Annotated in this window: 6 protein-coding genes and 1 pseudogene; 3 read left to right on the top strand and 4 right to left on the bottom strand. The window is 52.8% G+C overall.

The features are described from left to right. Nucleotides 1–50 precede the first annotated feature (50 nt). Nucleotides 51–677: a ParA family partition ATPase gene (gene parA / locus QOL81_RS25670; protein WP_128885023.1), complete on the top strand. Its 627-nt coding sequence runs from the start codon at nucleotides 51–53 to the stop codon at nucleotides 675–677. After that, nucleotides 674–877 (top strand): plasmid partition protein ParG, encoded by a 204-nt coding sequence (locus QOL81_RS25675; protein WP_128885022.1) that lies wholly within the window; start codon nucleotides 674–676, stop codon nucleotides 875–877. The genes parA and QOL81_RS25675 overlap by 4 nt, the downstream gene beginning before the upstream one ends. A gap of 32 nt (nucleotides 878–909) precedes the next feature. Here QOL81_RS25675 and QOL81_RS25680 read toward each other — a convergent pair whose 3' ends face one another. Both QOL81_RS25680 and QOL81_RS25685 read right to left on the bottom strand, forming a co-directional pair. Next, on the bottom strand, nucleotides 910–1,188 hold the full coding sequence (locus QOL81_RS25680) for a helix-turn-helix transcriptional regulator (protein WP_128885021.1): 279 nt from the start codon (nucleotides 1,186–1,188) through the stop codon (nucleotides 910–912). 168 nt (nucleotides 1,189–1,356) lie between these two features. Next, nucleotides 1,357–1,847, bottom strand: a pseudogene (locus QOL81_RS25685) (tyrosine-type recombinase/integrase); the annotation flags it as partial. A 99-nt stretch (nucleotides 1,848–1,946) separates the two neighbouring features. Here QOL81_RS25685 and QOL81_RS25690 point away from each other — a divergent pair. Further along, nucleotides 1,947–2,168 (top strand): hypothetical protein, encoded by a 222-nt coding sequence (locus QOL81_RS25690; protein WP_128885020.1) that lies wholly within the window; start codon nucleotides 1,947–1,949, stop codon nucleotides 2,166–2,168. Between the two features lie 528 nt (nucleotides 2,169–2,696). On the opposite strand, the gene QOL81_RS25695 is transcribed toward QOL81_RS25690, so the two are convergent. Next, nucleotides 2,697–3,506 carry a site-specific integrase gene (locus tag QOL81_RS25695; protein ID WP_495133919.1) on the bottom strand — a complete coding sequence of 270 codons (810 nt, stop codon included), beginning with the start codon at nucleotides 3,504–3,506 and terminating at the stop codon, nucleotides 2,697–2,699. Nucleotides 3,507–3,509: 3 nt separating this feature from the next. Continuing rightward, nucleotides 3,510–4,160: a hypothetical protein gene (locus tag QOL81_RS25700; RefSeq protein WP_128885018.1), complete on the bottom strand. Its 651-nt coding sequence runs from the start codon at nucleotides 4,158–4,160 to the stop codon at nucleotides 3,510–3,512. Between the last annotated feature and the right edge of the window lie 1,002 nt (nucleotides 4,161–5,162).

Here is a 5,162-nt window from a genome sequence, read left to right on the forward strand (position 1 = left end):
AGGATTACAGGATTACAGGATTACAGGATTACTCTACAGTGAGGTTATGTATGAAAACTAACGTTATTTCATTTTTGAATGGTAAAGGGGGGGTCGGGAAGACAACGACGTCTATCAACGTTGCAACCTGTCTGGCGAGACAAGGTTTCCGCGTAGTTGTTGTCGATACAGATCCACAGGCAAGTATTGGCAACTGGTATGAGGAAGATAAATGCAAGTTCGACCTGGCGGAAGCGTCTTCTGAGAAGGAGGTTTACACCGTTCGGAAACAGCTCACAGGTTATGACTTCATCATCATCGATGGCGCCGCGGCAATCTCGGCAATCTCATCGGCTGCAGTTATGGTTAGCGATCTCGTTTTAATCCCGGTAACACCTTCCCCGCTAGATTTCGCAGCATGCAGCGCAATTATTGCAGTTATAGAGGCGAGGCAAAATCTACAACCTATAACAGCCAGGTTCCTGATAACCAAAAAAGTGTCGTCTGCAAAAATGCTGGAAGTCCTCAAAGAATCCATTGCCGATACTGGCATCCCAGCATTAAAAACCGGGACAGGCCAGCGGCAGGCATACATCAGAACCATGCTGGATGGCGGCACCGTCTATGATACGACAGACAGCCAAGCGAAAGGAGAAATTGATGTAATGACCAAAGAAATCCTGGAGCTGATCCAATGAAGATGAAACTGGGACAACATAAACAGCTGAACCCGGCTCTGCAGGCTATTCAGGCCCCTAAGGGGCTGACGAAGAAACTGCAGATGAATATCGACGAAGACCTGCATAAGAGATTTAAGCTAGCTTGTCTGAAACAAGATAAGGAAATGACCGAGATCACTATAGAGTTGATTGGTAATTGGCTGAAAGATAATGAATAATCATGTAATCCTATAATTATTTAATTATAGGATTATACAATCCTGTCATCGTGTAATGATGTAATCTCAGACTCATATAATCCCAGAACTTTCTCCGCAAACCCCTCATCCAGTATATAGAAATAGCACTCCGGCACGTTGAGCACGCGTGCCAGGGCGCACATCGTCGTGAACGCCGGCGTGTAAGTACCGTTCTCGTACTGGGAGATCCGCGAGCGGGCGGTGGACTCATCGATACCGGCCAGCACACCGAGTTTTTCCTGGGTGAGTCCGGCTCGCCGGCGCGCGGCTTTCAGTCGTTGAGGAACCATAGGCAGTCGTCAGATAAGGGATTGACGACATGTTTAGCATCACTTAACATCAAACTTGTTTAGAGTTACTAAACATCTGAGACACCAACCATGCAGTACGCCAGAAAACACCAGGGAAAAAAATAGGCCGGTCATTTGACCGGCCTGCCTGTTTCACCTATCGGCCATTCAGCGCCGACCTTTAAGGATCGCCACCGCCTCTGCCCCCGGCATCGAGAATTGCACGCGCTGCTGCGCCGCCACATCCATGGCGAACACCTTGGTATACACCTCCGTCGAACTGATTCGACTTGTGTCCCATCAGGCTTTGCAGCACTTTCAGCGGAATCCCGTTATACAGCATGTGCATGGAGTAGGAATGACGAAACGAGTGCGGCGTCACCGGCACAGAGAAGGTCACCCCGTCTGCTGCAGGTGTGCCGGGTGCGGGCGGTGCGGTCAGTAATCTCCCAGATGCACGCTTTCTCGGTTCTGCCGGTACGCCTGACTGCCGGCGGGAGTCCTCCCGGCCGTTTCCCCGCTTTCTCCGCACGCTGTTTGAGTGTCGCCAGCTGCACAAACGGATAGGGTGGTGCCAGTGAAAAATCACCCCTGGTCAGGGCCAGCGCTTCGTTAATCCCCGCGCAGTTAGACATACAGGTCATTCTGTCCAGTTCCCTCAGTTGCATCTAGCACTTTTTGACGCGGCTAACACCTTGAAACCCACGGATTTATCCCCATATTCTCAATTCCACTAACCAATAGCTCTGGGCTTTTATATGACTAAAAAAACTTTAACTACCGCCGACCATAAAGGTATGGAAAACCTGATCAATGCTGCTCTTGATGGTTATAAGAACGGAACCTTGTCGCGTGACAGCGCTATGAATTCGCTGGCTCACGTCATGGCTGCAATCGATGTTGGTAACTATGCAGAAGCGCGGAATTGGTTCAACAATCCGGGATTACTGGATGACACCGAAAAACGCATTAACCCGTGAAAATCTATGTACCAAAATCATTCAGTAAGGAAACAGGAGAGAGTATGCATAAGCCGCTTAGAAGTGATGTATTAACAGGGCTTTATCACATTTATTGCATCGGCCAGTGCAGAATCAACTACGGCACGATGACCGCTGATGTTGAGATAATTTCGGACAGTGAAATTGTCATAAAGCAATATCACGAAAATATACCAGCATTTAACACTGTCCACAGAAGCCGCGATGGTGGCATAACGTGGGTTTTAGAGTAAACAGTCATACATTTAGGCCGCGCCAGCGGCCTTTTTTACGGCTCTCGTTTAATTACCCGCGCCGTTAGACATTCAGGTATTCTGTCCAGCTCGCGTTCCTCAATGATAAACCTTCCACTGACGCCCCCCGGGGACGCACAAAAAATGCTATCCAGCCTGGACATTCCGGCACTTTCGGAAAAATTGTCCATCAAAAATTTTTGCTGATCGTATTTTTTCGTTGAGGTAGAACGACAATCCGGAACAGTACAGGATGCCTTTATGCAGAAGGGGTTTACTGCCCCGGACTCAGGGCCTTCAGCATGCTGACCGCTTCGGCCTCAGGCATCTGAAACTGCACCCGGTGCCGCGCCGCCACATCCAGCGCAAACACCTTCGTATACACCTCTGTCGAGCTGATCGACTTGTGCCCCATCAGCGCCTGCAGCACCTTGAGCGGAATGCCGGCATACAGCATGTGCATCGCGTAGCTGTGGCGGAAGGTGTGCGGGGTGACGGGCACCGAGAACGTCACGCCGTCGCGCGCCGCGGCGTCAACCGCCTCCGCCAGCCAGCTGCGCACCGTCCGATCGGTGATCGTCCACAGCCGCGCCTTTTCCATCCGGCCGGTGCGCGCGTTGCGGCGCTCGAGCGGAATTTTTAGCGTGGCCACCATCGTCTGCAGCTGCGCGACGTACTGCGGATCGGACAGCGGCACCACGCGCGGCGGCGTGCTGGCCGCCGGCAACCGCCCGGCGCCGCGCGTGGCCTTTTCCGTACGCTGCTTGAGGGTGGCCAGCTGCACGAACGGGTAGGGCGGCGCCAGCGCGAAATTCTCGCGCGTCAGCGCCAGCGCCTCGTTGATCCGGGCGCCGCTGTTCCACAGCGTGGCCAGCAGCAGTTTGCGGTGCAGATCCGGCACGTAGTGGAGCAGGGCGCTGATCTCCGGCGCCAGCAGGTATTTCGGGAGTTCGTCATGGACGAGAGCCATCTGGCGCAGCGCCAGCGCGGCCGGGTAGTCGATGGCGACCGGCAACGAAACGCCAGCCACCGACGGTTGCGCCGGCATCGCCGGGTAGAATGCCGGCACCACTAAACCGCTCATGTATTATTCCTCATCCAGTCGTTCCTCATTTCTAAACTTTCGCCCTTCACGCCAGCTTTGCCACAGGATTTTCTGCGGCGACCAGTCGTACTTGTCGAGGCGAGAAGAGGGCATGCCGGTGAGTTTGCGCAGACGTTTGGCCAGCAAGAGAGCCCGCAGGCCGAGGCGTGCATACTGATACTGCCTCTCTCGATAATAGCTGTCATGCCTTGAGGAAGTGTCGACTTCATCGCGGAAGTTAATCGAACCGCGCGCTTCAGCTTGCAGAACGCTCATTTCCCGCACCCGGTACATGATCGGGGGAGGCAGGGCACGCCAGTCACCGGTCACATCATCAAATTCAAGGGAGTACACACTGACAGTAGGCCGGAATTCATCTCCTTCATCCCGCCTGCCATCATCTTGCGAGACTTCCGCACACATTTCCGCAAAGTCTTCCAGCTTGAATACCAGCTCCGTGGCGATGAAATAACGCTCCCCCGCGAGTTTCTGCTCAGCGGCCGCCTGCTCCCGTTTGCGGGTAAAGCGGTGCGTCAGCCCCACACCACCCAGCGCCGCCCCGATGGACGCCACCGCCGTGATGATCTGCGGCCACAGGCCGGGGCTGTCTTTGACGATCTTCACGCCCTCGGTGGCAATAAACCAGTCACCCATGTGTGTTCCTTATTGAGTGTAAAATCCTGTCTGCCTCACAGCTCTTTAATCTCCCCGGACAGCATTACGGAAATATGCTCAATAGTGAGTACGCTTCCTCTCTGTTGGATAAATCGATTTCCCAAATCTCCCGTAGGGATGAGCACATTGAGGAAGGAAGCGGCCAAAAGATCATTGACCAGTTGCAGCCGAAGGAAACGATCCGTCGGGCAACAACGTCACCGTTTACTGTAATAATCAGATATTGGGTAATAGGTACATCGTCGTCATCGGTGCTCAGCCTATTCTCATAGAGGGTGACTGTTTTATGACCGTCAGCAATCAGTTCATCAATCACGTCCTTATAAACCATCCTAGCTTTACCCTCTAATAAAATTATCACTTCCCGCAATCACCTTGCCCCTTCCCCTCAGTGACGATGATCGCCCTCGCAGTTTCTCACCGTAAACATCACACATCTGATAATGAGTAGACAAATAGCCACTCAGTTAAATTACCGGACGGCGGTTTTCAGGTGATCCGACTTTTCTGTTTATGGCGACTTTCCGGAAGTGTACCACGGCGGGAAAAGAATCACAGCGCGGTTGTCGGCCGAAAACCGCCGTTAACGATCACCCCGGCAAAACACAATATATAGAAGAAACCGCAGCTGGCGCAGTGCCACATGTTGTGGTTGCCGGGGCGGCGGGGGAGGGTGACGATCTAGTGATCCGAAACTAGCAGAAAACGGATCTGCGACGGAAAAACGCCGACCGCCGCACTGAGCTTCGCTAGCAAGCCGATATGAGTGTTAGCTATTTATCAGTTTTGCTATCACCACTACCAGAAGATAGCTGTACTGATTAAAGCATTGTAATTTTTACCTCTGCTTTATATGGTATTGCTATCATCACAATACATTCCTATCACAGCAGGACACCGCCATGCTCAGCCAGCTGAACCTCCGCTTTCCGAAATCCCTGATCGCCGCCCTGAAAAACCGCGCCGCCGCCGAAGCCGTGC

Origin of the sequence: Serratia sp. CC22-02, assembly GCF_900182895.1 — a bacterium.
Taxonomy (GTDB): domain Bacteria; phylum Pseudomonadota; class Gammaproteobacteria; order Enterobacterales; family Enterobacteriaceae; genus Serratia; species Serratia nevei.

What these genes read in the sequence shown, in the direction of transcription:
- QOL81_RS25675 (WP_128885022.1), top strand. Translation starts at nt 674, where the DNA reads ATGAAGATGAAACTGGGACAACATAAACAGCTGAACCCGGCTCTGCAG.
- QOL81_RS25695 (WP_495133919.1), bottom strand. Translation starts at nt 3,506, where the DNA reads ATGAGCGGTTTAGTGGTGCCGGCATTCTACCCGGCGATGCCGGCGCAA.
- QOL81_RS25690 (WP_128885020.1), top strand. Translation starts at nt 1,947, where the DNA reads ATGACTAAAAAAACTTTAACTACCGCCGACCATAAAGGTATGGAAAAC.
- QOL81_RS25680 (WP_128885021.1), bottom strand. Translation starts at nt 1,188, where the DNA reads ATGGTTCCTCAACGACTGAAAGCCGCGCGCCGGCGAGCCGGACTCACC.
- parA (WP_128885023.1), top strand. Translation starts at nt 51, where the DNA reads ATGAAAACTAACGTTATTTCATTTTTGAATGGTAAAGGGGGGGTCGGG.
- QOL81_RS25700 (WP_128885018.1), bottom strand. Translation starts at nt 4,160, where the DNA reads ATGGGTGACTGGTTTATTGCCACCGAGGGCGTGAAGATCGTCAAAGAC.